The organism is Undibacterium cyanobacteriorum, assembly GCF_031326225.1.
GTDB classification, from domain to species: domain Bacteria; phylum Pseudomonadota; class Gammaproteobacteria; order Burkholderiales; family Burkholderiaceae_D; genus Undibacterium; species Undibacterium cyanobacteriorum.
The window spans coordinates 1,106,194-1,131,240 of sequence record NZ_CP133720.1; the positions used below are offsets into that span (position 1 = coordinate 1,106,194).

At 48.8% G+C, this 25,047-nt stretch carries 22 protein-coding genes; 8 read left to right on the forward strand and 14 right to left on the reverse strand.

The genetic code is table 11. The annotated features are described in order from the left end of the window. Nucleotides 1-31: 31 nt before the first annotated feature. The 3 genes from RF679_RS04535 (at nucleotide 32) to RF679_RS04545 (ending at nucleotide 3,624) form a co-directional block, all read left to right on the forward strand. Complete coding sequence (locus RF679_RS04535; RefSeq protein ID WP_309483032.1) at nucleotides 32-808, forward strand: ferredoxin--NADP reductase; 777 nt, start codon at nucleotides 32-34, stop codon at nucleotides 806-808. Nucleotides 809-1,036: 228 nt separating this feature from the next. Further along, complete coding sequence (locus tag RF679_RS04540) at nucleotides 1,037-2,023, forward strand: HlyD family secretion protein (RefSeq protein WP_309483033.1); 987 nt, start codon at nucleotides 1,037-1,039, stop codon at nucleotides 2,021-2,023. 26 nt (nucleotides 2,024-2,049) lie between these two features. Beyond that, on the forward strand, nucleotides 2,050-3,624 hold the full coding sequence (locus RF679_RS04545; protein ID WP_309483034.1) for a DHA2 family efflux MFS transporter permease subunit: 1,575 nt from the start codon (nucleotides 2,050-2,052) through the stop codon (nucleotides 3,622-3,624). Nucleotides 3,625-3,740: 116 nt separating this feature from the next. On the opposite strand, the gene RF679_RS04550 is transcribed toward RF679_RS04545, so the two are convergent. The 12 genes from RF679_RS04550 to RF679_RS04605 all read right to left on the reverse strand — a co-directional run bounded on the left by RF679_RS04550 (nucleotide 3,741) and on the right by RF679_RS04605 (nucleotide 16,326). After that, nucleotides 3,741-4,511, reverse strand: coding sequence for a helix-turn-helix domain-containing protein (locus tag RF679_RS04550; protein WP_309483035.1), 771 nt, complete (start codon nucleotides 4,509-4,511; stop codon nucleotides 3,741-3,743). A 760-nt stretch (nucleotides 4,512-5,271) separates the two neighbouring features. After that, nucleotides 5,272-7,716: a tetratricopeptide repeat protein gene (locus tag RF679_RS04555; protein ID WP_309483036.1), complete on the reverse strand. Its 2,445-nt coding sequence runs from the start codon at nucleotides 7,714-7,716 to the stop codon at nucleotides 5,272-5,274. A gap of 117 nt (nucleotides 7,717-7,833) precedes the next feature. Beyond that, on the reverse strand, nucleotides 7,834-8,121 hold the full coding sequence (locus tag RF679_RS04560; protein ID WP_309483037.1) for an HAD family hydrolase: 288 nt from the start codon (nucleotides 8,119-8,121) through the stop codon (nucleotides 7,834-7,836). Nucleotides 8,122-8,142: 21 nt separating this feature from the next. Beyond that, nucleotides 8,143-8,424 (reverse strand): hypothetical protein, encoded by a 282-nt coding sequence (locus RF679_RS04565; RefSeq protein WP_309483038.1) that lies wholly within the window; start codon nucleotides 8,422-8,424, stop codon nucleotides 8,143-8,145. A 79-nt stretch (nucleotides 8,425-8,503) separates the two neighbouring features. Further along, nucleotides 8,504-9,979, reverse strand: a complete 1,476-nt coding sequence (rng, locus tag RF679_RS04570) for a ribonuclease G (RefSeq protein WP_309483039.1) — start codon at nucleotides 9,977-9,979, stop codon at nucleotides 8,504-8,506. 20 nt (nucleotides 9,980-9,999) lie between these two features. After that, the gene (locus RF679_RS04575) at nucleotides 10,000-10,611 is read right to left on the reverse strand and encodes a Maf family protein (RefSeq protein ID WP_309483040.1); all 612 of its coding nucleotides are present in this window, start codon (nucleotides 10,609-10,611) and stop codon (nucleotides 10,000-10,002) included. Nucleotides 10,612-10,780: 169 nt separating this feature from the next. After that, nucleotides 10,781-11,251 carry a 23S rRNA (pseudouridine(1915)-N(3))-methyltransferase RlmH gene (gene rlmH / locus RF679_RS04580; RefSeq protein WP_309483041.1) on the reverse strand — a complete coding sequence of 157 codons (471 nt, stop codon included), beginning with the start codon at nucleotides 11,249-11,251 and terminating at the stop codon, nucleotides 10,781-10,783. 247 nt (nucleotides 11,252-11,498) lie between these two features. Beyond that, complete coding sequence (gene rsfS / locus RF679_RS04585) at nucleotides 11,499-12,182, reverse strand: ribosome silencing factor (protein WP_309483042.1); 684 nt, start codon at nucleotides 12,180-12,182, stop codon at nucleotides 11,499-11,501. 93 nt (nucleotides 12,183-12,275) lie between these two features. Further along, nucleotides 12,276-12,959 (reverse strand): nicotinate (nicotinamide) nucleotide adenylyltransferase, encoded by a 684-nt coding sequence (gene nadD / locus RF679_RS04590; RefSeq protein ID WP_309483043.1) that lies wholly within the window; start codon nucleotides 12,957-12,959, stop codon nucleotides 12,276-12,278. Between the two features lie 81 nt (nucleotides 12,960-13,040). Further along, the gene (gene hemF, locus RF679_RS04595) at nucleotides 13,041-13,940 is read right to left on the reverse strand and encodes an oxygen-dependent coproporphyrinogen oxidase (protein ID WP_309483044.1); all 900 of its coding nucleotides are present in this window, start codon (nucleotides 13,938-13,940) and stop codon (nucleotides 13,041-13,043) included. A 189-nt stretch (nucleotides 13,941-14,129) separates the two neighbouring features. After that, nucleotides 14,130-15,404 carry a phosphoribosylamine--glycine ligase gene (gene purD, locus RF679_RS04600; protein ID WP_309483045.1) on the reverse strand — a complete coding sequence of 425 codons (1,275 nt, stop codon included), beginning with the start codon at nucleotides 15,402-15,404 and terminating at the stop codon, nucleotides 14,130-14,132. 196 nt (nucleotides 15,405-15,600) lie between these two features. Next, entirely contained in the window at nucleotides 15,601-16,326 is a 726-nt protein-coding gene (locus RF679_RS04605) for a YebC/PmpR family DNA-binding transcriptional regulator (protein WP_309483046.1), read from the reverse strand. A 398-nt stretch (nucleotides 16,327-16,724) separates the two neighbouring features. Between RF679_RS04605 and RF679_RS04610 the strand changes: the two genes are divergently transcribed. Together RF679_RS04610 and RF679_RS04615 are read left to right on the forward strand one after the other, a co-directional pair. After that, complete coding sequence (locus tag RF679_RS04610) at nucleotides 16,725-18,329, forward strand: helicase HerA-like C-terminal domain-containing protein (protein WP_309483047.1); 1,605 nt, start codon at nucleotides 16,725-16,727, stop codon at nucleotides 18,327-18,329. A gap of 191 nt (nucleotides 18,330-18,520) precedes the next feature. Next, nucleotides 18,521-19,444 (forward strand): alpha/beta hydrolase, encoded by a 924-nt coding sequence (locus tag RF679_RS04615; RefSeq protein ID WP_309483048.1) that lies wholly within the window; start codon nucleotides 18,521-18,523, stop codon nucleotides 19,442-19,444. A gap of 134 nt (nucleotides 19,445-19,578) precedes the next feature. On the opposite strand, the gene RF679_RS04620 is transcribed toward RF679_RS04615, so the two are convergent. After that, nucleotides 19,579-20,094: a GNAT family N-acetyltransferase gene (locus RF679_RS04620; RefSeq protein WP_309483049.1), complete on the reverse strand. Its 516-nt coding sequence runs from the start codon at nucleotides 20,092-20,094 to the stop codon at nucleotides 19,579-19,581. Between the two features lie 287 nt (nucleotides 20,095-20,381). Here RF679_RS04620 and RF679_RS04625 point away from each other — a divergent pair, with 287 nt between their 5' ends. The 3 genes from RF679_RS04625 (at nucleotide 20,382) to RF679_RS04635 (ending at nucleotide 23,989) form a co-directional block, all read left to right on the forward strand. Beyond that, nucleotides 20,382-21,317 (forward strand): DMT family transporter, encoded by a 936-nt coding sequence (locus RF679_RS04625; protein WP_373921733.1) that lies wholly within the window; start codon nucleotides 20,382-20,384, stop codon nucleotides 21,315-21,317. 266 nt (nucleotides 21,318-21,583) lie between these two features. Then, nucleotides 21,584-21,718: a hypothetical protein gene (locus RF679_RS04630; RefSeq protein WP_309483051.1), complete on the forward strand. Its 135-nt coding sequence runs from the start codon at nucleotides 21,584-21,586 to the stop codon at nucleotides 21,716-21,718. Between the two features lie 15 nt (nucleotides 21,719-21,733). After that, nucleotides 21,734-23,989 (forward strand): DUF1631 family protein, encoded by a 2,256-nt coding sequence (locus RF679_RS04635; RefSeq protein WP_309483052.1) that lies wholly within the window; start codon nucleotides 21,734-21,736, stop codon nucleotides 23,987-23,989. Between the two features lie 102 nt (nucleotides 23,990-24,091). Here the strand turns inward: RF679_RS04635 and RF679_RS04640 are convergent, their stop codons facing one another. Next, on the reverse strand, nucleotides 24,092-24,790 hold the full coding sequence (locus RF679_RS04640; RefSeq protein WP_309483053.1) for a DUF4136 domain-containing protein: 699 nt from the start codon (nucleotides 24,788-24,790) through the stop codon (nucleotides 24,092-24,094). Nucleotides 24,791-25,047 lie beyond the last annotated feature (257 nt).

Genomic DNA, 25,047 nt, shown 5'->3' on the forward strand with positions numbered 1-25,047 from the left:
ACGAATTCGCGGCAATTCAAGAGGTAAGGACATGGCAGTATTTGAGTATGAAACCGTTTTGAGCGTCCGACATTGGACCGACACTTTGTTTAGTTTTACCACGACCCGAAGCCCTCATTTTCGTTTTGAGAATGGTCACTTCGTGACCTTGGGTTTGGAAATTGACGGACGACCGTTGATGCGCGCCTATAGTGTAGTGAGTTCAAAGTATCAGGAAACCTTGGAATTCTTGAGCATTAAGGTTGAGAACGGTCCCTTGACTTCGCGCTTAAAGCATATCAAGGCGGGTGATCAAATCTTATTGAGTCGTAAGCCTACTGGTTCGTTACTGATTTCTGATCTGTATGAAGGGCGCAATCTCTTTCTGTTCGCAACGGGAACGGGCTTGGCCCCCTTCATGAGTATTGTGCGCGATCCCGACACTTATCAAAAGTTTGAAAAAGTGATCTTGGTACACGGTGTGAGAAAAGTGGCGGAGTTAGCGTATCGCGACTACCTTGAGAAGGAACTGCCGCACGACGATTTCTTGGGTGAACTGGTGCAATCTCAGTTTCTCTATTATCCGACCGTGACGCGTGAGGAATTTTTACATCGTGGTCGTATCACTGATTTGCTTGAGTCTGGGCGCCTCTGCGAAGACTTGGGAATTGATGCGATTTCAGCGAAGCACGATCGCGCCATGATTTGCGGCAGCGTCGCCATGCTGGAGGATATGCGCTATTTACTTGATAGCCAAGGTTTCTCGATTTCTCCTGGCGTGGGGCAAATGGGAGATTACGTGATCGAACGTTCATTTACTGAAAAATAGGTTTGCTGTCCTGGGAGGGATGGACCGTGGCTATACCTTCAGATGGCCACGGTCTTTTTTTTAAGCACTTTGAAGTATTTAGTCATGCACTTTTAAAAGGAACTCACGATGAGGAAAAGTAAACTCTTCCTTCTGCTTGCAAGCGTTCTTGTAATTACTTTTCTCGTACTTTTTTCGCTCTACTATTTTAGAGAATTGCGCTATATCGAGAAGACCGATGACGCGTATGTGAAAGCCGATAATATTCTGGTGAGCCCTAAGGTCAGCGGCTACGTTACAAGTATCGACGTGAATGATAATCAGGAGGTGAAGAAGGGGCAGGCCTTGATTCATATCGACGCCACGGATTATCAAATCAAAGAAGAGCAGACACTCGCAGCGGTGCGCTCTCAGCAAGCGGTGCTGGTGACGACGGCCTACCAAGAGAATCTACAGAAATCTCAGATTCATCAAGCTCTGGCGAATGTACGTAGTGCTAAAGTCGCTTATGAAAAAGCAGTGAAAGATCACAGTAGAGATGTGGCTTTACTGGCCAAAGGTTTTATTTCGCATGATCGTAGCGATGCTAGCGCCAGTCAACTCGAAGTCAGCGCAGCGGGGCTGGCGCAGGCCGAGGCGCAATTACAAGCGACGCGTGATCAATTGCAAGTGATACAGTCAAAAAGTTTGCAGATTAAAGCAGATATTGAACAAAGCGAGGCGCAGGTGCGATCCGCCCGTTCTGATTTACACCATGCGGTCGTGTATGCCCCGAGCGATGGGGTGGTCGCTAACAAGTTGGTCAATCTTGGGCAATTTGTAAAGGCGGGTACACAGCTCATGACGGTCGTCCCCAGCACACAGATTTATATCCAGGCCAATTTCAAAGAGACGCAGCTGGCCCGCTTGCGCAAAGGGCAAGTGGTGCGAATTGTGGTCGATGCGGATCAAACAAAACCTTTCGCTGGAGTGATCGATAGTCTGGCACCCGCAACGGGATCTGAATTTAGCCTTCTGCCTGCCGAAAATGCGACCGGTAATTTCACGAAGATTGTGCAGCGGGTTCCGGTCAAGATTATGTTGGTCGACCAGCAAGCGAAATCTCAGATCGCAGATTTACTCCGCCCCGGACTGTCGGTGACAGTGGAAGTGAGCACCAAAGAACGTGAAGGCGCGAATCAAGACCTTAGACTAGGCGCGGCACCTTCGTTCACCTCGTTTTTATGGTTGCGCTAATGAACGGTGTGGTGCAGGTGGACGTGATGTCCGCATCCAAGGAAAAAACCTTGAAGCCACTACTCGGTTTTATTTTGATGGCGGTCGGTATGTTCATGGCTTTGCTCGATACGCAAATTCTTGGAAGTTCTTTGCACGAAGTTCAAGCCGGTTTATCAGCAACGCCAGAAGAAATCTCGCTGGTTCAAACCTCCTATTTGATCGCCGAGGTCATAATGATTCCTTTGGCGGCGTGGTTCTCTAGCATACTGTCTACGCGCGTGCTCTTTAGCATTTCGTGTGCAGGTTTTACGATTGCCAGTATCGGTTGTGGCGGTGCGTGGGATATCCAATCAATGATGGTCTTTCGCGCAGCGCAAGGTTTTCTGGGTGGCGCAATGATTCCTACAGCGTTTGCCTCGGGTTTTATGATGTTTCCTGGTGAACGCAATCAAGCAAAAATTGCGGCAGTGTTGGGTTTGATGGCGACACTAGCGCCGGTATTGGGGCCAAGTATTGGCGGGTTAATTACCGATGCTTTGACATGGCGATGGCTGTTCTTCATCAACATCGTTCCGGGTATTGTCGTCTGTATTGCGGTTGCTTTCATCGTTGATATCGATAGACCCGATTTCAGTGTTTTGCGTCGCTTTGATATTTTGGGTGCGGTCTCATTGGCCTTGTTTTTGGGTTTGCTGCAATACGTCTTGGACGAGGGGCCTCGGCGAGCATGGCTCGAAGATGTTCATCTGCTTAGCTTTTTGTTGGTCTCGATGATGGCCGGGGTGATTTTTGTATGGCGAAGTTTGTCATACTCACATCCGATTGTTCATCTGCGCGCTTTTAGCAATTTGTCCTTCACGCTTGGATGCGTGTTAAGTTTTGTGGTGGGTATAGGTTTGTACGGATCAATCTATATGACACCTCTGTTCCTTGGTTTGATTCGGCATTTTAGTGCGTTGCAAATTGGCGCCACGGTTTTTGTCACAGGTTTGTTTCAGGTGGGAGCGACGTTTCTATCGATCGCATTGCGTAAATACTTGAGCAATCAAACGATCTTGGCTTTAGGTTTTCTCATTTTTTACGTCAGTTGTGTGCTATTTCAAGGAGTGACCGCCAGTTGGGGTTATTGGGAATTGTTAGTGCCGCAGGCCTTACGTGGAATGGGCACGATGTTGTGCGTGATTCCTTTAACCAGTCTTGCACTTGGGAGCTTTACGGGCGAGGTGCTGAAAGGGGCCAGCGGCATTTATAACTTGATGCGTAACCTCGGCGGAGCAATTGGTCTGGCATTGATCAATACCGAGCTCTTCTTCAATCGCTTCGATCTTCATTATCGACAACTGGCGGACTACTCCGTGCGTGCATCGGCTCGACTTAGCCAGGCGTCCGAGCAACTCCTGTTTCAACTCAACGGGCATATAGTCGATAGTGATAGGGCTCAGCTTTTAGCCACCAAGTTACTTGACTCAGCATTGCGTCAGCAGGCTTTGGTATTAAGTTTTAGCGATGTATATAGACTCATGGCCACTGCTTTTTTATTAGGACTTGTCTTAATTCTTTATCTTCGTTTGAAAAGCCGACATGTCGAACCTTCTACTGCCCCCATCATGGAACATTGAGCAGGGGGCGTGAAGAATAAAGAATAAGCTAGTGAACATTAGTATCATGTAAGGCGAGCATTTACGATCAGCCCGCGAATGAGAGAACCTCCACCAACAATGCCGGAGTGATTTTCCTAATCTCTCGCAATTTCACGAGGAATCTGGACTAGATTGTTTTGGATCGCTTTAGCGGCGGCATGGCCTCGTGTGAACACATCGAGCTTTGACATGGTATTGCGCACATGAATTTTCACAGTCCAAGGGCTGATGCCAAGGATGATGCCGATCTCGTGGTTGGTTTTACCAATGCAGACTAATTCCAAGACCTGCATTTCGCGCGCTGAAAGTGCATGATCGGGAAGTTGTTGTTTCTGTTTGAGTTGGTAGTGGCTTCGGAGCGCCGTATGTAAGTGTGGCACGATCATGCGCATGATTTCTTGAGTCTGTTCATCCCAATGGGGGATCCCCGAGAAGCAGAAGTAACTGGTGGCGCCACCATGCAAATCTTTCGAACCATGCGCTGCCATATTCTGCATTTTGTGGCGCTTGAACATTTCCATCCATTCTTTGTCACGTGGATTCGACAAAGCGTGTTCAAAGTCTTCGGTGAAGAAGACTGGGGCGTCTTGTTCTAACCAGTATCGAATCATCGGGCTTCGAATTTTGCCATCACTGCTAATGCAATCTCTGATGTAGTCATCAGGGAAGCCCATATTAATGGAATCGAGTAAAGCCACCGGAGTGACACTTGCGATGCCACACAGAAATCGTTGGTGCGGCATGAGTTCTTGAATAATTGGATAAATATGGTCAGCGAAAGTATCGCGCGTTTCGATTCGGTGGCAGATCGCGAATAAGGAAAATAAGGCGTCTGCAAGTGGTGTTTTTTCAGATGAAGAATGCATAGAATCGTTGATAAGCAAGTGTCGACAAATACACAGTAATTCCTTGGTGGATGGCGAAACGCCGCGCCCAATGCAGGCGATCGGTTATGCCTTTTCTGAACCAGATTTTCGAACTAGAACATGTGACTCGGTCAACTAGGACCCAGATGCCCGCCACACATCGTGCTCGAATATCGATTACCGATCCAGCGAAACGATAGGCAGGCCTAGGCTGCATCGATCGGTGCGGTTCGATTATTTCTGGTCTCTGATTTATTGTTGTGATGCGGAGACGCGCCTCTTGTCGATACGAACTTGCGCGACCTCAACCGCGATTTACTCTCTTACTCAATTGCCCTGAGCGTTTCCATGAGTCGCATTCCGAGGGCTTATCTGACATCTCGACCTTGTGTATTCATCGATGTCATTAGTATTTAGAGTAAATATTATGTCTATGTATTATGTCATAGCTGCTTTGCGCAGTGGTGGTTCAAATTACACAGTTAGCCGCGAGGGACTCATATCACTTTGAAGGGAATGTAAAAACTAGGGGCGCTTGAAAATTGGCTTTCAAATTTCAGTTAATCTTAGGCCATCATTTCAGCATCGCAATGGCTAGAATGCTATTGCTTTAAACGCTTTTCGCATGAGTTTCGAGCGCTGATAATTGCATCACAAGAATGTAGGATTTATGGATTCATATGAATTTATTTTTCCAGTATGAACAAAATATATCGTCCATCCACGGACGCCATGTATTAAGTGGTATATACCAAACCGATTATTTCGAGGCTAAATGCTGTGCCCACATTTGCTCTAAGGCCTCGGTAAAATGCTTCACAAAACGTGGTCCGTCGCAAACTGGCGATTGCACGATTTGTTGTCGCAAATGAGCACGCAGTGCGGCGAGTTCTTGTAGGTTTTGGCTGTAATGTTGCGCGATTTCGACGTAGTGCTTTTTGTCGCGAGCGACCCACTGTGGAAGACCGCCATTGATTAGTAGTCCTTGCCCTTGGCGCGCAAGGAAATGCTCGCCTTCTAAAGTGATCACCGGCACGCCCATCCATAGACTCTCCATGGTGGTTGTGCCACCTGTGTAGGGGAAAGGATCAAGGCAGATATCGACTTTTTGATAGGCGCGGAAATATGCATCACGCGGCGTTGGCCCTTCAAACTCGATGCGTTCTGACGCGATACCGCGACGAGTGAATTTTTCCAAAGTTTCTGCTCGTACCTCGGCATCAGCGAGTGGAGGAGACTTCAAAAACAAACGACTCTGCGGAACCCCCTGTAAGACTTCACACCAAAGATCAACAACATGATCATTCATCTTCATTAATTGGTTGAAGCTAGCGAAGCGGATAAAGCCATTCTCTAATGCGGGGAGTGGGCCGACTTCAACGTTTGAATTCGGTTCTGAGAAACACAGACGTGTCTCGGGTAAACGCCATATTTTCTCCGAAAAATAGGGCTCTTGATCGGGCGGCAATGTGTAAGGGTCTGCGATCAGATAATCGATACTCGACATGCCGGTTGAAGCAAAATATCCGAGCCAGGTGATCTGAACCGGAGCCGGTTTGCGCGCGAAAATAGGGAGACGATTGTGGGCTGTAAAACCCGCCAAATCAAATAAGAAGTGCACCCCATCTTGATGAATTTTTTGCGCCGCTTGGTCGTCACTCAAATCGTGAATCGTGCGCCACAGATCGAAGTGCTTCTTAAGGCGCTCGGTTCCTTCGTCAGAAAATGGGATGGTGGAGTACGCGACGAGTTCGAACTTAGATTTGTCGAGCGAGCTTAAAACATTCTCGAGAAAATAGCAGACAGGATGGGTGCGGAAATCACCCGACACAAAACCCAAACGTAACTTGCCCTGATTCGGGCAATTCCATTGCGTATATGGCTTCAGGTCTTTGCAAATCGCTTGATCGTATGCCCGTGCATGTTCGATGTAGTCAGCCGCAGTAAAGTCGTGGTGATAGCTCAAAACGAAAATCGCATTGCTGAGTGCCACGACGAGATCGGGGCGTAAATCAAAGGCTTTCTTATAGTGCGCAATGGCCTCGTTTGATTTGCCTTGTTGACGTAAACAAAAACCATAGTTGGAGTGCGCTTCAGCATATTCGGGGTTCAGCTCCAAAGCAATCAAGTAATGCTGATTGGCGAGTTTGAACTGGCGGTCGTCTGAGTAAATATTGGCCAGATTAAAATGTAAGACACTTTGCTGTGGTTCTAGTGTGATGGCGTGCGTGAGCTTTTCGATGGCTTGTGCTGTATTGCCTTGATCATGTAGGCATAGGGCCAGATTACACAAAATACTCGCATTATTTGGATTGATTTGTAATGCTTGTTCGAAGTAGCGCTGCGCACTTAAATGAGCACCTAAGCTACGCTCGATGCTGCCAAGATTATTGAGTGCTTCAATGGCTTGAGGATTGTGGCGAAGCAGCCTTTGCAAGTAGGTTTTTGCCTCGACCAGATGTTTCGCATCAAGGTGGAACTGTGCCAACTTCGTGAGAGCGATTTCATAGTCCTGATCTTTTTTCTGATCTTTCAGATCGAGTATCTCTTGGTAAACAGCTTGGGCTCGATCTGCCTGGCCGAGTTGTTCATACACCTGCGCCATGGCGAGGCGACGTCTCGGAAAGTCAGGCTGCAATTCTTGAACTGTTTGTAGTGCTTGTAAAGCCGACGCGAAATTTTTCTGTTGGACGCATAGCTGTGCCAGTAAAAAATGAGCCTGTGCTGAGGTGCGGACTTGTGCGCAAAATTGGCTCAGACGCGATAGCGCTTCTGTAAAATTCCCTTGCTGTGCCAATAGTTCAACCAGCGTTAGCGTAGCCGCCTCAAATGCGGGGTTAATTCTTAATGCAGCTTCGCATTCTAGAACAGCTTCTTGCGGGGTGTGCTTCATGAGCGCGATATTCGCCAACATAAAATGAGCGTCGGCCGATGCTGGGGCCAGTTGCGTTCGCTCATGCAGAATGGTTTGTGCCTCATCCAAACGCTGCATGCTCTGCAAAGCAAAACCGAGATTGAGTAGAGCATCGCCATGTTCTGGGTCTAATGTGATCGCCTCTTGATATTTACTCACCGCGGCTTGCAGTTGGTTTTGGTCGAGAAATGCATTGCCTTGCTTAATTAGATCCTCAACGCGATCGTGGTCCACGGTTGATATGGTGGTAGCTGGGGTCTCTTGCTTCTTTTTGAACCAATGAAAGATCATGATGTACTTTGTTCGACTGGGGGGGGCGGTTTTGACTAAAAATGCTGAAACGTACTCACCTTCACATCATAATACTGTGGCCAACTATTGTGGTGCTATTGTAGTGACTCTTGTTCGTTAAACTTGGCTAGGATAAAGATGCTCACAAAAGCGCCATTCATGCACCGGTTGATCGTCGATGTAGGTGGTCGGTTTTGGTAAGTAAGCTTCGAAGCAATCTTGCAAGCCCAACTCGAGAGCAGTGCTTCGACAATACTCGGCACCACCGGAACTCCACAAATACAGCAAGGCACCTTCTTGTTTCAGCCTACGCACGGCAGCGATTGCGGCTGGCATGGGAATGCGTTTGCTACCGTAGGAGCGAATCAAGGTATCGTCGATGTCGAAGTAAATGATGCGTTGCATATCTTGGCTTGGAATGAGGTGTTAGCGCTGGAGCTCGCTGTCTTGAATCTGATCGAGATCTTGTGGGAATTGGCTAGCGGCCTCCCACTCTGCCTCAGTCATGTCACGGGCGAAAATGCCTCGGTGCCAGGCACGACTGAGGTGTTGAAAGACGTGCTGTAACTGTATACGGAAGTCGACCTCATCAAATTCTGCTGTTTCGTTCATTTCAGTGATTAACTTCCCTAAGTGCTCATGCGCATCTTCGAGTTCGTACATGAGTCCAGCCCATTCGACCGGATGGTCTTTTTTGTTGATCATCATGTTTTATTTTTTTGGCAATTGCATAAGCCAAGTAAGAGCTGATCGAATTAGGATCTGGGAAGTGATCAGCTCGAGATGCTTACATCAAAATAATATCGTACTGCTCCTGATGGAACACATTCTCGACTTGCAGTGAAATCGGTTTGCCGATGAAGTCGCCTAACATCGCTAGATGTTGTGACTCTTCTTCGAGGAACATATCGACCACGACTTGGGATGCCATGATGCGGAATTCGCGGGGGTTGAATTGTTTTGCTTCGCGTAGGAGCTCACGTAGGATTTCGTAGCAAACGGTACGCGCTGTTTTGACTTGGCCTTTGCCGTTGCAGGCTGGGCAAGGCTCGCACAGTACATGAGACAGTGATTCGCGCGTGCGTTTGCGTGTGACTTCGACTAATCCTAATGCAGAGAAAGTCGAGACTGAGAGTTTGGTGCGATCGCGTGCTAGGGCTTTGTTGAGCTCTGCTAGGACGGCGTCTTTATGTTCTTGGCTTTCCATGTCGATCAAGTCAAGAATGATAATGCCGCCTAAATTACGCAAACGTAGTTGGCGGGCGATTGCAATCGCTGCCTCCAAATTAGTTTTGAAAATCGTATCGTCGAAATTGCGACCCGCGACAAAGCTACCGGTGTTGACGTCGATGGTGGTCATCGCTTCGGTTTGGTCGATGATGAGATAACCTCCCGATTTCAAATTCACGCGACGGCTCAGCGCGCGTTCAATTTCTTCTTCGACACCATACAAATCAAAAATAGGGCGTTCGCCAGTGTAGTGCTGCAGCTTCGGTAATACCGATGGCGTGTAAGTGCGGGCGAAGTCTTGCAGCATCAGGAAGTTTTCGCGCGAGTCGATTTGTATGCTGTCGGTTTCTTCGTTGACGAAGTCACGTAAAACACGCTGTGCTAGATTCAAATCTTGGTACAGCAAGCTGCACGGCGGTTTGGTTTTGGCTAGCTTGGTGATGTTGGACCAGGTGCGACGCAAGTATTCGATGTCGGTGCGCAAGTCTTCTTCAGAGGCGTCTTCGGCCATGGTTCTGACGATAAATCCACCTTTTTCGTCTTCACTGACCAGTCCTTGCACCTTGGTGCGTAGGGCTTCGCGCTCTTCTTCGTTTTCGATACGCTGCGAAATACCGATGTGCGAATCCTGCGGCAAGAACACTAACATGCGGCCTGCAATCGAAATCTGTGTAGAGAGTCGTGCACCTTTGGTGCCGATCGGGTCTTTCACCACTTGCACAGTGACCGTTTGGCCGTCGAAGAGTAATTTTTCGATTGGTGTTAAAGGCACATTGTTAGGACTGCCTTCGTGACCTTGTGGACGTGCATCCCAAATATCGGCCACGTGCAAAAATGCCGCTCGTTCTAAACCGATGTCGATAAAGGCCGACTGCATACCGGGCAAGACACGCACTACTTTGCCGAGGTAGATGTTGCCGACTAAGCCGCGTGACAGCGTGCGTTCGATGTGCAGCTCTTGCACCGCACCTTGAAACATCAGCGCAACGCGCGTTTCTTGCGGCGTGATGTTGATCAGAAGATTTTCGCTCATTTGGATTCAATTTTTGATATTTAAGAATTCTTAAAGTAGCCTAGTAGTTCGCAGGTCTCGAACAGGGGAAGCCCCATGATGCCTGAGTAACTGCCACTGATATGTTCGATGAAGCGCGCAGCCATACCTTGGATGCCATAGCCACCGGCTTTGTCATACGGTTCAGCGCTATCACAATAAGCGGCGATTTGCGCAGCACTTAAAGGAGCGAAGCGTACTTCCGAACATTGTGTTCGTTGTAGAAGCTGATGTTGATATTTCACGGCGATGCTGGTCAGCACTTGATGCGTATTGCCGGCTAACTGCGTCAGCATGGCAATCGCATGTTCGCGATCACTCGGTTTGCCGAGGATTTGTTGACCCAAGACGACCGTTGTATCGGCAGCTAAAACGGGATGTGGCGGCAAGTGCCGCGCCAACATCGCATTCCATGCGGCGCTGGCTTTCTCTTGCGTTACGCGGGCCACATAGGCTTCAGGCAATTCCCCTGGATAGACTTCTTCAGTGACATCGGGTCCGCGCGGCGGTAGATCACGCAGAAGTAAGACTTCGAAATCGATACCAACCTGACGCAATAATTCACGTCGACGTGGGCTTTTCGAAGCGAGATAAAGTTTTTGCTGATAGCCCATAGCTACATTCCTGATGCTCGGCTCAGTCGCATCCTTGAATCAACTAGGCTTCAGGGGAAATCGACTTCGCGTAATAGAGTTGTTCTGCTAATAATACACGGAGCATCGTTTGTGGCAAAGCAAATCCGTCACGGTTTAGTCACTGTTTGTGGCGAGGGCGAAAGCGTCGCTAAACCCGATGATAGGGATGATTCTGGGTGATCGACCAAGCGCGATAAAGTTGTTCTGCTAATAATACACGCACCATCCCGTGTGGCAAAGTTAAACTGGAGATACGAATCAAGCCATCAGCCTTCGCCTTAAATTCGGCATCTAAACCGTCGGCACCGCCAATCACGAAGACCACGTCGCGACCATCTTGTTGCCAGTCGGTGAGGCTCTTGGCGAGCGCCACTGAGGTCAAGTCCTTACCGCGTTCATCGAGTGCAATCACGCGTGCATTCTTGGGAATCACTGCCTCAATCTTCTCACGCTCCAAGGCCATCACGGTTTCGGCGGTCTTACTGCCAGAGCGTTCGATCGGTTTTATTTCTTTAAGATGTATCCGAATTTCAGGCGGCATACGTTTAGCGTACTCCTGAAAACCGGTTTCTATCCATGATGGCATTTTGTGGCCGACGGCGGCGATGATGAGTTGCATGATGGTGGCGAGATGGATTGTGTTTTGTGATTATACGTTGGGTCAATGGTTTATTGCGATGCGCGTCGAGGCAGAAATTCAACTACTGATCTCAGTCATCGCATTGCACTCGTCACGAAAGGCCAAGTCTATTCTGGAATGAATTTTAGAATGGTTACCGATCGATACTTGCTCGATGGTTCCTAGCGCAAAACAAAAAAAGGAAGCCCGTAAGCTTCCTTTTTGATTCAACATCAAGCGAATCGGCTTATTCAGCAGCCTTACGACGCGTAGTCGTTTTCTTCGCTGCGGCTGCTTTAGCGGAGGCCGTGGCTGTCTTGGATGCAGCGACTTTGACACGGCCGCCTGTTGGAATTTTGGCAGTGCCGCTGGCGCTAGAAGTAGCGCGTGGTTTGCGCGCTGGTTTGTCGCCAGCCAATTCTGCTGCGACTTTGCTGACGCGTGGCTTACGTGCTGGTTTCTTTTCTTCGTCGTCGACTGTGGTTTGAATCGCCATCATGTCATGCGTGACTTCCACTGCTGCTTTGCTGCGCGTTGCGCGTTTTGGTTTGTCAGCATCGTCGCTGGCGACTTTCTTCGCACCGCGTTTTGCTGCACCCATTTTCACTTCTTTGCCGCCCCAGATTTCTTCTAAGCGGTAGTAAGCGCGAATCGCTGGTTGCATGATGTGAACGATCATATCGCCCAAGTCAACCAATACCCATTCACCGGTCTCTTCACCTTCCATACCGACGATGTCGCCGCCAGCTTCTTTGACCTTATCGCGTACCGATGCAGCCAATGCTTTGGTTTGGCGATTCGAAGTACCGGAAGCGACGCAAACGCGGTCGAATAAGCTAGTGATCTCGGTGGTGTCGAAGATTTGAATTTCTTGGCCTTTAACGTCTTCGAGTGCGTCGAATACGAGGGTTTGTAGTTTTTTGATATCCATAATGTCCTAATTTTCTGCGATGTTAGTTCAAGGGCAAAGGTTCATGTGAACTGAAGCTTGCCGTGGCGCGATCGCTGGTATGAACAGCACGCGCTAATTGTAAATCGAATGGCTTTGCAAGTAGTCTAACACCTTGCGCGGAATTAGCGCGATGCTTTCCTTGCTTTGCCCTTGTTGCTGCAACGACGCGCGAATTCGTGTTGCAGAAATATCCCAAGCCAAGCCCGTTTCTAGCCATGTTTTGCCAAAACAACATTGCTTGAAGCGCGCAATATCCAATTCGTTTTGTGCATGACCCCAAAGGCTGACAAATTCGCTGGGAAGTTCGTCGAGCTGCAAGCTGTAGCCTGGTCTTGCCGCTGCGACGATGTGTGCCAGTTGGAAGAGCTGTTGCCAATTCTTCCAGGTAGTGAGATTGCGGAACTGGTCCGCGCCTATCAATAAAATCAAAGCAGTGGTCTCACCATAGTACTGCCTTAATTGTTCTAAAGTATCCACCGTGTAACTGGGGATTTGTTGTTCTGCACGCTCGACTTCTTGCTGGTCGATCTGAACCGGGATGCTGAGTTCACCTTCAAATGCTAAACGCAACATGTCTGAGCGTTGGGCTGGGCTCGCTTTTAAGCCTGCCTTTTGCCACGGCTGACCCGCCGGAATCAAACGTACCTCGTCAACAGAAAAGCGTTGCGCCACATGCTTGACCATCTCCACATGTCCACTGTGAACGGGATCGAAACTCCCGCCAAAGATGAGCACGGTTTTAGTAGGGATAGGCATGGTTTAAATTTGTTGATTCGATCTGCACTTCACTATCGATGCTGATTGATTGGCACTTGTTTTTAGTGCCGACAAGCTCGCTTAAACCCATTCGCGATGAATCAAGAAATCTGTCCACAAACGCGCTTCTGGGCTGCCGGTTTCTGGCGTCCAGTTATAACGCCATTTCACGATCGGCGGCATCGACATCAAAATTGATTCGGTGCGACCACCGGATTGCAAACCGAAATGCGTGCCACGATCGAAGACTAAATTGAATTCAACGTAGCGACCACGACGGTAGGCTTGGAAATCGCGTTCGCGTTCACCATAGCTGGTATCTTTGCGGCGCTCTAAAATGGGGCGATAGGCTTTCACGAAGGCATCGCCGACGCTGCGCATCATCGCAAAACTTTGTTCAAACGGCTGATGGTTGTAATCATCAAAGAACACACCACCGACACCGCGTGGTTCTTTACGATGTTTGAGATAAAAATACTCATCACACCATTTTTTGAAGCGCGGATATAGATCATCGCCAAAACCTTGCAATGCATCTTTGCAGGTTTGATGGAAGTGCTTGGCATCGTCTTCTTCGCCGTAGTAGGGCGTTAAATCCATGCCGCCACCGAACCACCAAACTGGATCTTGTCCTTCAGCATAGGTCGTGAAAAAGCGCACATTCATGTGCACTGTTGGCGCGTAGGGATTGCGCGGATGCAGCACCAGCGACACGCCCATCGCTTCCCATTGGCGTCCCGCCAACTCGGGCCGACTAGCCGCAGCAGACGGTGGCAAATTATTGCCCATCACATGTGAGAAATTTACACCACCACGTTCAAAGACATTGCCTTCTTCGATCACGCGCGAAATACCGCCACCACCTTCAGGACGTTCCCAACTATCGGTAATGAAAGAGCAACCATCGACTTCTTCCATCGCCGCAACGATAGAGGCTTGGAGGCCGAGAAGGTATTGTTTTACGGAATTGGCGTCGGTCATTTTTTTGATGTGATAAAAAACTATTTTTCTTAAAACCACTCAACACAGAGACACAGAGGCGCAGAGAAGAGCAGGAGAAACCCTGAAGCAAAACTCGAAGTCTCATTCGCACTTCTCTAGCTTTTCCTCTGTGTCTCTGTGTCTCCGTGTTGAGGGGTTTTGAATTTGATTTTCGCTCAGTGCTTACGCTCAGTGTTTGCGATTGAGTGCACGCCAGCCGATGTCTTTGCGGTATTGCGCGCCAGCGAAGTTAATTTTCTCAACGACGTCATACGCATGTTTTTGCGCTGTTTTGACCGTGTCACCCAAGCCGACTACGCAGAGTACGCGGCCACCACTGACACTCAATTTGCCACCGACTAAAGTGGTGCCAGCATGGAAAGTCACACAGTCGCTTGTCTCTGCAGGGATGCCGGTAATCTCCGCACCTTTTTCTGGTGTGACTGGATAGCCTTTGGCTGCCATCACCACACCCATTGCAGTACGGCGATCCCATTCGAGTTCGATGCTGTCTAAAGTGCCGTTGACGGCGTGTTCCATCACGGTCACCAAATCGGTTTTCAAGCGCGACATGATCGGTTGTGTTTCAGGATCGCCCATACGGCAATTGAATTCCAAAGTCTTAGGGTTGCCATGATCGTCAATCATCAAACCGGCATACAAGAATCCAGTGAAGATGATGCCGTCTTTGGCCATGCCTTGCACAGTCGGCTGAATGATTTCGCGCATCACGCGTGCATGCAATTGCGGCGTGACGATTGGGGCTGGGGAGTAAGCGCCCATGCCGCCAGTATTCGGACCTTGATCGTTGTCGAGCAAACGCTTGTGATCTTGCGAGGTCGCCAAAGGTAAAATATTCTTACCGTCCACCATCACGATGAAGCTGGCTTCTTCGCCGGCTAAGAATTCTTCGATGACCACACGAGCACCCGCGTCGCCTAGTTTGTTATCGGCCAACATCATATCGATCGCAGCATGCGCTTCATCCAAACTCATGGCCACGACCACGCCTTTACCTGCCGCTAGACCATCAGCTTTGATGACGATCGGTGCGCCTTTTTGATTGATGTAATCGTGTGCTGCTTGCAAGTCAGAAAAAGTTTGATATTCGGCTGTCGGAATTTGATGGCGATGCATGAAGGCTTTGGCGAAGTCTTTCGAACTTTCCAATTGCGCCGCTTCTTTGGTAGGGCCAAAAATCTTTAAGCCTTTGTCGCGGAAAATATTCACGATTCCAGCCGCCAAAGGCACTTCTGGGCCCACCACGGTAATCGCAATGTGCTCTTGCATCGCGAACTCAGCCAAAGCTTGCGGATCGCTGAAATTGATATTGCGTAGATTCTTATTCAACTCGGTGCCGCCGTTACCAGGCGCAACAAACACCATTTGCACACGTTCAGATTGCGCCAATTTCCATGCTAATGCATGTTCACGACCACCGGAGCCGACTACGAGAATTTTCATTTTGTACTCTGAATAAGTGAGTTAAGTTGATGTTTGTTACGAGATGGTTCAGCTAAAAGATTAAATCCCTAAACTGCGCCTTTGAGTAAGCCAGAAATTCAATTATAGGGATGCAGCGCAAGGCGCCAAGCACAGCAATACGTCAGCATTGCGCGCATTGGCAACGCCGCGATGCGCCCTAGAATTGGATTTATGCTTACTCAACGATGATGGCGTTTGTAAAAACTTCCTGTACATCATCCAAATTTTCCAAGGCATCGATAATCTTTTGCATTTTCACTGCATCGTCGCCGGTAAATTCGGTTTCTGTTTGTGGCTTCATGACGACTTCAGCGACTTCTGGTTTGAAGCCGGCTTTTTCGAGTGCATCTTTAACGGCCGACAAATCATGCGGTGGCGTAATCACCTCGATACCGCCTTCATCATCAGTCACAACGTCATCGGCACCCGCTTCCAAAGCTGCTTCCATCAAGGCATCTTCGTTGGTGCCAGGAGCGAAAAACATTTGACCGCAGTGCGTGAACAAGAACGCCACAGAACCTTCAGTGCCCATATTGCCGCCGTGCTTATTGAAAGCATGACGAACTTCAGCCACGGTACGCACGCGGTTGTCGGTCATGCAGTCAACGATAATCGCGGCGCCGCCGATACCGTAACCTTCATAGCGTACTTCTTCGTAGTTCGCGCCTTCCAAAGTGCCCGCACCGCGTTGAATCGCGCGTGTCACGTTTTCTTTTGGCATGTTGGCGTCTGCTGCTTTTTCAACAGCCAAGCGCAAACGTGGGTTGGAAGCGATATCTTCGCCACCCATACGTGCGGCAACCGTAATTTCCTTGATTAAGCGCGTCCAGATCTTGCCGCGTTTGGCATCGGTCGCTGCTTTTTTATGTTTGATATTGGCCCATTTACTATGTCCAGCCATGATCTTCTCTCTCGGATAGGCACCTTTGCCAACGGTGCGACCCTGCGTACGAGGAAATTTCGTAGCGCAATGGCAAGCTTGCAAAGGATTGGTTTTATAATGAAGACCGCTATTCTACCATAGAGCGCCCCCTTAAAACCTTGCTAAATCCGGTGAAGTGCCAGAAGTTTGTGCGGAAAAGCGTACTAAAAGATCCTTAAATGCCGCCTAAAACACGGCAAAAGTGCAGAAAAGGGTGCTTTCTTGTCGCGCATCAAAGTTGGTTGACAAAATTCAGGATGGATTTGGTGTGAACGCTCTGAACAGAAGATGCTGGCATGCGTGAAATGGGAGAAGTTGTTTTGCTGATTTGAGCTCATTTTGAGCTCCTTGTTGACTTATTTGAGAGGACGGTATCGATGTCGAAAGCCTTATTAATCGCCAAAAGTGTGCATCAGGGACAGATCAGTGATTGGCATTTGTTATCGGATTGGGCCAATCGTCACGGTTGCATCACTGGTGCGACGGGAACCGGTAAGTCGGTCAGCTTGCAAGTCTTGGCGCAGTCCCTTTCGGATATTGGCGTGCCCGTCTTTATGGCCGACGTCAAAGGCGACTTGTCGGGTATGGCCAAAGCTGGCGGCATGAGCAGCAAGATGCAGCAACGTTGCGATTTGCTCGGGATCGAAGCGCCGCAATGGCGCGCTTGTCCGGTGACTTTCTGGGATGTGTTCGGCAAACAAGGTCATCCTGTGCGTGCCACCATTTCGGATTTAGGTCCGGTCCTATTAGGGCGCATGTTGAACCTGAATGAAACACAGGAAGGCGTGCTGCAATTGGCTTTCAAGATTGCTGACGATCATGGTTTGTTGCTACTCGATGTGAAGGACTTGCGCGCCATGCTGCAGCATCTGGGCGACAATGCCTCCGAGTTCCAAACCGAGTACGGCAATATCTCCGCCGCCAGTATCGGCGCCATTCAACGCGCTTTGTTAGCAATCTCGGAACAAGGCGGCGAGCAATTCTTCGGCGAGCCGATGTTGAATCTCGACGATATGATGCAAACCGATGCGGACGGCCGTGGCTATATCAATATTTTGGCGGCCGATCAGCTCTTGCAATCACCACGTTTGTATTCGACGTTCTTGTTGTGGATGCTATCCGAGCTTTATGAAAATTTGCCGGAAGTGGGCGATGTCGAACAACCTAAGATGGTGTTTTTCTTCGACGAAGCGCACTTATTATTTGATGAAGCGCCGAAAGTCTTGCTGCAAAAGATTGAGCAAGTGGTGCGTTTGATCCGCTCCAAAGGCGTGGGCGTATACTTCGTCACACAAAATCCGCTGGATATTCCAGATACCGTCTTAGGCCAGCTGGGCAATCGTATTCAACACGCTTTGCGAGCTTATACGCCACGTGATCAAAAAGCCGTGCAAGCAGCGGCAGAAACTTTCCGTCCGAATCCTGATCTCGATACAGCCGCCGTGATTGGTGAGCTTGGCGTCGGCGAAGCCTTGGTTTCCTTCTTGGACGACAAAGGTCGGCCGAATATGGTACAGCGCGCTTACATCGTGCCGCCAAGCTCGCAGATTGGTGCGTTGACGGCTGAGGAGCGTGCTGCGGTCATGAAACAGTCGATCGTGGCTGGTGTCTATGAAAAAGCGATCGATAGAGAATCGGCCTATGAGAAACTGAAGGGCAGGGTTGCTAGTACTGCAGATCAAGCTGATCAAGCATCACCGAGCGCACAAGATGAGCAAGCTTGGGGACGCAGTGCGCCGAGCTCTTCGCCAAGTCATTCATCAAATAGATCAACCAAATCAGAACCAGCGGCGCAGCAAGACGGTGGCGGCATCGGCGGGATGTTGGGCGGCATGTTTGGAAATTTGTTTGGTGGTTCGGGCATACGTCGTCGCGATAATGTCGCTGAAACTTTGGTGAAATCAGCAGTGCGGACCATAGGTTCGCAAGTTGGGCGCGAGATTATTCGTGGTGTTTTAGGCTCGATCGTCAAGAAGCGATAAGCTGACTAGCCGCAATCGATTGATAGTACTCAACAGTACTCAGGATCGTCAGTCGACCGAATACGTAAAGTGATCGATATGGGAGTGTCGAACCTGGGAACTTTTTCTCTGGTTCGCTCACTAATCACTCATTGAACACTCACTAAGCCATATCGACATTCCCTCTTTCCTGCACTTGATCGGACCCCGCTATGAAACGTATCGAATGGACTTTCGCATTGTCTGCACTGTTGTTCAGTGCCTCTATTACCGCGGTCGCTGAAGCAATTCCTTTAAGCGTAGTGATCTCTGCTTCTCAGTCAAACGATGCAAAAGGCAAGCTAGGCAAACCAATGCTTGCCGCCACTGAAACAAAAAACAAGCAAGCACTAAGTATTGGTGATAGCTATGTGTTGACTTCTAAGCTGATGCAAGAGGAGCGGCGCATCAATGTCATGGTTCCCGACGTCTATCAGCGTGACCCACATCTCAAACTGCCCGTGATTTACATGCTCGACGGCGGTCTGAAGGAAGACTTTTTGCATATCGCTGGCTTGATGCAAGTGTCGATCGACAATGGAACCATGCGGCCATTTATTTTGGTGGGGATTGAGAATACGGTACGCCGCCGCGACTTGACGGGACCAAGCGACAACGCCTTAGATAAGCGTGATATTCCCAATCTTGGTGGCGCCCCGCGCTTCCGCGAGTTTTTGTTGAAAGAAGCTATTCCCTTTGTTGAACAAGCGTACCGCGTCACTGATGAACGCGCTTTAGTAGGTGAATCTCTGGCGGGTTTATTTACTCTGGAAACCCTGTTTTATGCGCCGGATGCCTTTCAAACTTTTATCGCAATTGATCCGAGTTTGTGGTGGAATGACCAGAAGTTGACGGCAGCTTTCTCAGAAAAACTCAAACTGCAGCCACGGCTTGCGAAGAAAGTTTATTTTGCGAGCAGCGGCCAGGCAGGTATGGAGAAGGTGATCAGTGCATTTGCCAATGTGTTGGAACAAACGAAACCTGAAGGCTTGCAATGGACTTACGAAAAGTTCCCTGCTGAGACGCACGCCACAATTTATCACCCTGCAGCTTTGAAAGCTTTCCGTTTGGTATTTGCACCACCCGCCAAACAGTGAGTTGAAATGCATCGCCATCATTCAGCCATCATTTAGCTATCATTCAGCCTAGGCGTGGTACGAGTCATTGATGAATTGGTGAGCGAGATTTGATTTTCAATTGAATTTTCAATCGGCTCGCCAATGCAAGGAGCTCATTGCCCTGAACGAAGCCACGCCATTGGAATATCGGACTCAAATGCACCGTCAGGACGACGAATTCGATTTTTCATTTCTCCCTCAATCGTAAAGCCCAAGCTTTGATAAAACCGAATCGCCTTTTGATTCGATTCTCGGGCAATTAATTCGACTCGTAGAATTTCAGGGCGATGTTGAATCACAGTTTCGAGCAGGTTGGTGAAGATGGCGCGTCCAACACCCTTGCCTTGGTAGTTGGGATGTACTGCAATGGTCAGGTCTGATAAAACATGACTGAAAACGCGTGGCGTCGGGGGGTAACAATGAATCTCGCCGACAATCCCTTGCGCCGCTTCGGCCACGATGCAGATGCCACGTGCGATGCCTTGCTGGAGATTATGATGAATATAGTCTTCTGTAATTTCTACTTCTACACGAGCAAGGCCACCTTCGATTTTGGCGACTTGCTGGTATAAGTTCCGAATCCCATCGAGATCACTTGCTTGGGCTGGTCGGCAGAGAAAATCGTGCATAGTATTTTCCTTGTGGTGATTTTTGGGAAGGCGCTCAATTGACGGCTTCGGTAGACAGAATCTCAGTTATCCATTTCTGAATGAATCCGACTTAATACGACTTTATTCAACTCAAATCGATTCAATTCAGTGGCTTCCAATGTGCTATCGGCCTCATTCAAACATGGTCAAGGCGACTAAGCAAGTTGTCGACGTAATTCAAACTAGCTGCGGTCTACCCGTTTGTGAGATTTGAAAATGGATCTGTCAGAATTAGGTTATGCTGAGGTTTTTGCACGTCATAGGCCTTGTTTGTGAGTTCCCCAGTTTCTACTTCCACGTCCCGCAGCACAGATGCGGCGCAACGCCGTCAACATTTACTGGGTCTCGGTTTGGCAATCACCGGCGCCGTACTTTTTTCGGCCAAGGCAATTCTGGCAAAATTAATCTATCGATATCAAGTCGACGCCATCACGGTCATCGCCCTGCGTATGCTGTTCACGGTTCCTCTGATGGCAGCGATCGCGCTATGGCAGGCATATCGTCATCCGCCGCTTACTAAGGCCGATCGTTGGCGTTTGGTTGGACTTGGTTTAGTCGGGTATTACTTATCGAGTTTTCTGGACTTTCTGGGGCTGCAATACATCTCGGCGGGTTTAGAACGCTTAATCCTGTTTTTGACGCCTTCGTTCGTGTTGTTCATTCATGCCTTCTTTATGAAAAAGCCCATCCTTGTCAAGCAGTGGTGGTCTTTAGCGGTGGCCTATCTTGGTATCGTTCTGGTGTTTGTACATGACTTGGGCTTCAATGGAACTCAAGTGATTTTAGGATCGGGGCTCGTGTTAGGTTCAGCGATCGCCTATGCCACGTATCTGATACAGTCGGGTGAAATGGTGCAGCGTTTGGGATCTATACGCTTGGTTTCTTATGCGATGTGTGTTTCGAGCGCCGCCAGTTTGTTGCAATTCTTTATTCTCAAACCAGCTGATCAACTCTTTCAGCCCGAGGCAGTGATGGGCCTGTCGATGTTGAACGCGATTTTTTGCACGGTGTTACCGGTGTTTCTAACCATGTTCGCGGTCAAACGCGTCGGCGCTGCGATCGCGTCGCAAGCGGGCATGATCGGTCCGGTGTCGACGCTGATCTTGGGTTCGGTCTTTTTGCAGGAGCAGGTCAGTGCATGGCAAATTGCGGGAGCGAGCTTAGTGATTTCAGGGATGTATTTGCTGAGTAAGCTTAAATAGCATGTTGCATCAGTCAATTTTCAGCATATCGATACCTCGCAACTGTTGCGTATAAGAAAATTAAAAAGTGCAAGCTGTGTTAAAAACACCTCTCAGATGCGACCGATTGTCGGCGTAGAGTGCCTGCATTATGAAAAAACTCATATACTCGGAGTTTCCATGTAAAAGTGCAGAAAAGGGAAAGCTGCGGACGCAGCTTCAATGCACTTTGCTTAAAAAATGAGCGATGTGGTCATTGCTCTTTGATGTGAGAGTGTAAAAGCAGAATGTCTGAACGCAATCAAAAAGAACATGAAGAGGCTAGCAGTCCTCGATTCGGCAGACTATTGCTGGTCCTGATCAGCGCAGTCGCCCTCATCGTGGTGATCACTTTTGCGACTGAGGCGTACTACACCAAGTAGTTTGGCGGAGAACCAATGGATAGTAATTCCAATGCACCAGACGAGATTGGTGCGCATAAAAATTCCGAAGAGAGCGCGATGAGCAAACAACGGGCCCGTGCGAGCAACGCTGCACGCCTTTTGATTTTGCAGGCAACCGTGCCGATTGCAACGAATCTTGCTTCATCCCAGTTGGAAGCATTCGCGAACCGACTCGCCGATGAGTTAGGTCGTCTGGCAGATCAAGCTGTGCGACCAGAAGATGCCAAGATCGCGCTTGATGCGCAAATTCTTCTTAAGCGTAATAGCTCAGTGTTTTACCGTTTGGTTGCGGCGCAGATCAATCTTGCGTTGAGCAAGGAAGTCAGTATTTTCAACACCAAAAAGCGGGCTAAGAAAGAGGATCTTTATCTCGACAACACGGCGCGTACTTATGAGCAGATGGAAGAGCGCATCTTGTTACGCCATGCGAGCCAAAGTCTTGATGTGATGAGCGCTGAAGCCTTGGTCATGTTGAATACCTTGATCGGCAGAATCCTCAACCGCATGCCTATCGATATTTCACAGAATCCCTTTAGGCCTGAGCTGTTTGTGAATGCGGTCTATGAGGCGTGGAAAGAACTTGATTCGAATTCCACCTCACATTTGGTGATTTTGCGCGTTTTACAGCCCCATATTTTCATTCAACTGACACCGATTCTTGATGAAATCAATCGCGAATTGATGGCCAAGGGAATTCATCCTGATAGTAGCCATGACAGTGATGGCCCGACGGTATTGCAAGCATTTTTGCCAGCGACTTCGATTTCGCAAAATCCTGTGATGCGAGCAAAGCTGCGCAAAGTCTTTTCGGGCGATATTGAGTTGGCGCCGATCTCTTTGGAAGATGCACCGGCCTCCTTCCTAGACTTAAATGATGAACGAGCGGTTCTTGATGAGACCTTAGAGGCACAAACTACACAGGACAATTTTGATAAGCAAGTTGTCGATCAGCATTTCTTTGAGGACCTCATCGAAATGCAAAAGACGATGGCTTTTCCTGAAGTCGGTGTTGAGACAGACGAAGCTTTTGAAGCCGCTACCAGTAGTCTTCGGGCGCCACTTGAAACAAATCTACGTCGCTTACTGAAGACACGCTCCGCGCTCAAGCTCGGTGTGGTGGAACGTAATTCGATTGAATTATTAGCGCGTATTTTTGATTATATTTTTGCTGATCAAACTTTGCGCGACGATATCAAGGCTTTGATCGCGCAATTGCAAATACCAATGCTTCGTGTTGCCTTGTCCGACATCGATTTCTTTATGCGGGAATCGCATCCTGCGCGAACGCTGATGGATATTTTAGGTAGCTCTGGCATGGTGTTGGATGCCGATAAAGATCCCTTGCTCGAGAAGATTGGCGATATCGTTGAACGCGTGCAGTCGGAATTTAACGAACAAATCGATATGTTTTCTGATGTCGTGATCGACTTAGAAAATTTCTTGAAAGAGGAAGAACAACGCGCACAAGAAGCGATTAGTCAGCCCGTGCAAACGGCTCTGAGTGAAGAAAAAATGCGGGTCGCTCGCGAGCTTGCCGAACATGATGTGGCAATTCGGGTTGAAACGGGTGAGGTGGCAGGTTTCTTGGAGAATTTTTTACAGGAGCAATGGATACGCATCTTAACGATTGCACATAGCGTCAAAGATGAAAAGCCGCATGCCTTGGAAAACGCGCTCAAAACGATGGACGATCTCATTTGGAGTCTGAAACCGAAAAACAGCGCTGAGGAACGCAAAGAGTTGATAGTGAAATTGCCGTCGATGTTGACCTTGTTGAACGCTTGGTTGAATGCGATTCGTTGGGATGAGCCAGAACGTGTCCTGTTCTTCTCCAAACTGGCCGAACGTCATGCCGCGATGGCGCGTGCCCCGCTTGAATTGTCGCCACGCCGCCAATTAGAAATTGCAGTGAATATCGCGCAACGAGCCAGTAATCGTCGCTTAGATCGCTTAGTGCATAGCAAACAAACGCAATTGGACGACGAAGCGAGTAAGCAAGTCGAGGAATTGGATATTGGTATGTGGTTGGACTTTACCGACGCCTTTGACCATGTGACACGTTACAAATTAGCGTGGATTAGCCCGAAACGCACGAGCTTTATTTTCACTAATCGTCAAGGTGGTGGAGCATTTTCAATCTCGGCAGAAGAACTGACGAAACGTTGCCGTGAAGGTGATGTGACCAACGTGGTGGTGAACTCTTTGCTCGATCGCGCGCTGGGTTTTGCTTTGCGCGATATTCCTGGTTAAGGACGCTGAGATCACGGCGTATCAGCTAAACTGTGACCATAAAAAATGCCGACATCACGTCGGCATTTTTATTTTGTGATGCGATTTGCACCCGTTTTGGTCTTATTTCTCGATCTTGAGTTGCACCCAAGTTCGCCCGGTTTTCATCGGGAATTCACGTAATGCACTTTCGACTAAGAAAGGAATTTGCTCTTCAATTTCTGGGCTGGAGCGTTCGCTGCGCGCGGTCACTTGATACAGCGGCTTGTTGCCATTCGTTTCGCTAATATCAATCGCGACTTCGTGCTTATAGTATTGCTTTACGGTGTAAGGCTGATAAAACGGAGAGCCGAAGCGTCCTATGTAAAATGGCGAATAGAAGGGGTCATACCAATACGCAAATGGGCGGCGCATGGGCAAGCGGCTATACATCGGAATATAACGAGGGTTCATGAAAGCACCGACTGGTATCAGTGTGCCGAAAGCAGTTGGAATGAAATGTACGGTGCCGTGTGCCGACCACACTTCGACGTCGCCATAGCTACTGCGCAGACCTAGTTTGACTTGCAGCGCCGCTTGCTCTTGCGTTTCAGTAAAGCCAAGTTCTTTCAGACGCGCTCGCACTTCATCGCTGGCATGTTGAAATTCAGGGCTGGTGCTCTGTTCTTGAGTGGCGACGATTTGATAGCTTTTTTGTGTTAGGTCCCGCGGGAGTTGATTGACCGTGACCACATGGCTGGTATAGGTACTTGCGCAGCCAGTCAATACACTGAGGAGCAAACCCATAAAAAGGATGCCTAGCTTATTCAACGCGACCTTCATAACGACTCTCCATAATTTCCAATGACTACTTTCGACTTTGCTCATTGTGGCACTACTTATCACATCACTTGTCACACCATTCGTCGCATCGTCTTTGTGAGGGAAACGGTGCTCTATAACACGGTATCAAGCAAGCATAAGTCGAAAAACGTGGCGACTTTATCATGCGCTTTTGCTCTTGAAAAGTCTGTAATGATTTGTAAGTCGTGTCAGAACTGATGTTTGAGTTTCAAGCAAAACCATGGCAACAACTTTCA

Bases quoted from the DNA above. Each gene is read 5' to 3' on its own strand.
- RF679_RS04545 (WP_309483034.1), top strand. From the start codon at position 2,050: ATGTCCGCATCCAAGGAAAAAACCTTGAAGCCACTACTCGGTTTTATT.
- RF679_RS04605 (WP_309483046.1), bottom strand. From the start codon at position 16,326: ATGGCTGGACATAGTAAATGGGCCAATATCAAACATAAAAAAGCAGCG.
- rng (WP_309483039.1), bottom strand. From the start codon at position 9,979: ATGAGCGAAAATCTTCTGATCAACATCACGCCGCAAGAAACGCGCGTT.
- nadD (WP_309483043.1), bottom strand. From the start codon at position 12,959: ATGCCTATCCCTACTAAAACCGTGCTCATCTTTGGCGGGAGTTTCGAT.
- RF679_RS04635 (WP_309483052.1), top strand. From the start codon at position 21,734: ATGGATAGTAATTCCAATGCACCAGACGAGATTGGTGCGCATAAAAAT.
- rsfS (WP_309483042.1), bottom strand. From the start codon at position 12,182: ATGGATATCAAAAAACTACAAACCCTCGTATTCGACGCACTCGAAGAC.
- purD (WP_309483045.1), bottom strand. From the start codon at position 15,404: ATGAAAATTCTCGTAGTCGGCTCCGGTGGTCGTGAACATGCATTAGCA.
- hemF (WP_309483044.1), bottom strand. From the start codon at position 13,940: ATGACCGACGCCAATTCCGTAAAACAATACCTTCTCGGCCTCCAAGCC.
- RF679_RS04610 (WP_309483047.1), top strand. From the start codon at position 16,725: ATGTCGAAAGCCTTATTAATCGCCAAAAGTGTGCATCAGGGACAGATC.
- RF679_RS04550 (WP_309483035.1), bottom strand. From the start codon at position 4,511: ATGCATTCTTCATCTGAAAAAACACCACTTGCAGACGCCTTATTTTCC.
- RF679_RS04575 (WP_309483040.1), bottom strand. From the start codon at position 10,611: ATGGGCTATCAGCAAAAACTTTATCTCGCTTCGAAAAGCCCACGTCGA.
- RF679_RS04615 (WP_309483048.1), top strand. From the start codon at position 18,521: ATGAAACGTATCGAATGGACTTTCGCATTGTCTGCACTGTTGTTCAGT.
- rlmH (WP_309483041.1), bottom strand. From the start codon at position 11,251: ATGCAACTCATCATCGCCGCCGTCGGCCACAAAATGCCATCATGGATA.
- RF679_RS04560 (WP_309483037.1), bottom strand. From the start codon at position 8,121: ATGCAACGCATCATTTACTTCGACATCGACGATACCTTGATTCGCTCC.
- RF679_RS04620 (WP_309483049.1), bottom strand. From the start codon at position 20,094: ATGCACGATTTTCTCTGCCGACCAGCCCAAGCAAGTGATCTCGATGGG.
- RF679_RS04565 (WP_309483038.1), bottom strand. From the start codon at position 8,424: ATGATGATCAACAAAAAAGACCATCCGGTCGAATGGGCTGGACTCATG.
- RF679_RS04630 (WP_309483051.1), top strand. From the start codon at position 21,584: ATGTCTGAACGCAATCAAAAAGAACATGAAGAGGCTAGCAGTCCTCGA.
- RF679_RS04555 (WP_309483036.1), bottom strand. From the start codon at position 7,716: ATGATCTTTCATTGGTTCAAAAAGAAGCAAGAGACCCCAGCTACCACC.
- RF679_RS04640 (WP_309483053.1), bottom strand. From the start codon at position 24,790: ATGAAGGTCGCGTTGAATAAGCTAGGCATCCTTTTTATGGGTTTGCTC.
- RF679_RS04535 (WP_309483032.1), top strand. From the start codon at position 32: ATGGCAGTATTTGAGTATGAAACCGTTTTGAGCGTCCGACATTGGACC.